Genomic DNA, 2,095 nt, shown 5'->3' with positions numbered 1-2,095 from the left:
ATAAAAGTTTATGCTGCTATTTTTTTTCGGAAAAATAGGTTGTAATGGGAGACTCTTTGTTTTCCTAGACAAAAATAATTACTTTTTCAAAAAAACACTTTTCTATTTTTTTGTTGGGTATTTTATTCTCTGGAAGTCCCTAATGTGCGGCTAACTAATTGACGAATCCATCCCTCTAGCTCCCATTGTCCCGAAATTCTGCTCGTATTTGCCGAGTTTTGCCATAATTTTTCAAGAATTTTCATAAGACTTTGTATTTTTGCCAAAGAACTTAAACTTTTCCAAATAAATATATATTTTTATCAGAAATAATATATATTTAACAAATATCTCTTGACAAAAATTCCAAAATCTGGTACGGTTTCCTGCTCTAGATAATTTCTGGCCAACTAGCTACCACCGAGGCCAATTTATCCAAATCCCGACGATCTTCGATAAAGGGAAAAACACCTAAAACCGGACAATTAGTCAAGGATTGAATTAAATCGATCGGTGTTAACTGCTCTATTTCCGTCTCCGTGCGCGGTTCGAGACAATTAAGGATAATTCCGCCCAAATTGACCTTTTTTTGCTCTGCTAGGGCAATATTAGCCACCGTTTGGGAAATCGCCCCCAATTTCACCGGCACCACCAAAAGGGTTTTTAACCGCCATTGAGCCGCTAAATCCGCCAAAGTTAGCTCGTGGGTGACAGGACAACCTAAACCCCCCAAACCCTCAATTAAAACCAAATCTTGGCTTTTTTGTAGGTTCAGCAGAGCTTGCCACACTGTCCCTAAAGGAATATCTCGACCTTCCAAATCAGCAGCCACAGGAGGCGCTAAGGGTGCTTGATATTGCAGCGGTGTGATCATTTCTAATTGACCCTGAAATAAGCCCTCATACCATTCTCGATCGCCTTGACCCGTTTGCATTAATTTCATCAGCCCCAAGGCCTTGGATGGATAGTATTTTTGCCAATAAGCCACTAAAGCAGTGGTGACAACGGTTTTACCCGCATCGGTATCCGTAGCCGCAATCAAAAGACTATTCATAAAACTCCCAGGCTCAGTCAAGATCAGGTGAAATCACCAATATTTATTATCTTATCCCCCATCACCCCACTTCCCCATCACCCCACACCCGTTCGGACCTCGGCGTGAGCTCAGTCGAACGCTCAGTCGAACGCTCAGTCGAACGCTCAGTCGAACGCTCAGTCGAACGCTCAGTCGAACGCTCGGTCGAACGCTCGGTCGAACGCTCGGTCGAACGCTGAGCTCACGGCCGAAGCCTGTCTCCTGTCTCGACTAGGAAATTAATTTTGCACGACTACTTAATATTTATAACTTACAATTCAGAATATAGCTCGATAGGAGGAACAATCCAATGCTATCAGAAAATGAAAAAAGAATTAAAGAGTTATGTCAAGAGTTAGGGCAATGTCTTTATAAACAATCCCAAGTTGAGGAATTTAATAACTTGGCAGAGATAGAGGAGACTGTTAGAGATTTAATGATTGAGTATGTCAACCCAGAAATCGGTATTTTTTTGTCAAAACAAGCACTGGAGAAACCGCCATTCGGATGAGAAAAGTGAAAAGCATTTTGGGGGAATTACCAATTACAGAAAAACAAGCAAAAAAATTAGATATAAAGTCTCGGACTCAGATGAGTCCAATGTTAGAGAAGAACTGTTTGCTATTAAGTGGCGATGAATCCTACGAGAAATCGGCGCATAAAATCAAATCATTGACAGGGATTGCTGTTTCTCACAGTACCCAACAACGCCTCGTACATCGCTATGCTTTTGAAGAATTACCGTCTAACCCAGAAGTGGAAGTGGAAGAAATCAGCCTAGATGGCGGTAAGGTACGACTAAGAACTGCCAAGGGAAAAGCCTTAATTTGGCGTGATTATAAAGCAGTGAGTTTTCATCAACTGGGGGTAGCGGCTTTTTTTCAAGATAACTCAGCTTTATTAGATTTGGTTAATTCTCAAGTTTTGGCCAAGCCTTTAATTTGTTTAGGAGATGGACATGATGGTATCTGGAATTTATTTCGTGAGATCGGAGAGAAACAGGAAAGAATTGAAATATTGGATTGGTATCATTTAATCGAA

At 41.0% G+C, this 2,095-nt stretch carries 2 protein-coding genes and 1 pseudogene; 1 reads left to right on the top strand and 2 read right to left on the bottom strand.

Features of this window, described 5'->3' with window-relative positions; all coding sequences use genetic code 11:
- Positions 1 to 122: 122 nt before the first annotated feature.
- Together O9323_RS11720 and bioD are read right to left on the bottom strand one after the other, a co-directional pair.
- Complete coding sequence (locus O9323_RS11720) at positions 123 to 245, bottom strand: hypothetical protein (RefSeq protein ID WP_002752264.1); 123 nt, start codon at positions 243 to 245, stop codon at positions 123 to 125.
- A gap of 125 nt (positions 246 to 370) precedes the next feature.
- Positions 371 to 1,033, bottom strand: a complete 663-nt coding sequence (gene bioD, locus O9323_RS11715) for a dethiobiotin synthase (protein WP_002733082.1) — start codon at positions 1,031 to 1,033, stop codon at positions 371 to 373.
- Between the two features lie 331 nt (positions 1,034 to 1,364).
- On the opposite strand from bioD, the pseudogene O9323_RS11710 reads away from it, so the two are divergent.
- A pseudogene (locus O9323_RS11710) lies at positions 1,365 to 2,095 on the top strand (ISKra4 family transposase); the annotation flags it as partial.

Origin of the sequence: Microcystis sp. LE19-131.1A, assembly GCF_027532015.1 — a bacterium.
Classification (GTDB): Bacteria; Cyanobacteriota; Cyanobacteriia; order Cyanobacteriales; family Microcystaceae; genus Microcystis; species Microcystis ichthyoblabe_A.
Note: the sequence above shows the minus strand (reverse complement) of the source record. Positions and strands in the feature narration are given on the sequence as shown.

Bases quoted from the DNA above. Each gene is read 5' to 3' on its own strand.
- O9323_RS11720 (WP_002752264.1), bottom strand. From the start codon at position 245: ATGAAAATTCTTGAAAAATTATGGCAAAACTCGGCAAATACGAGCAGA.
- bioD (WP_002733082.1), bottom strand. From the start codon at position 1,033: ATGAATAGTCTTTTGATTGCGGCTACGGATACCGATGCGGGTAAAACC.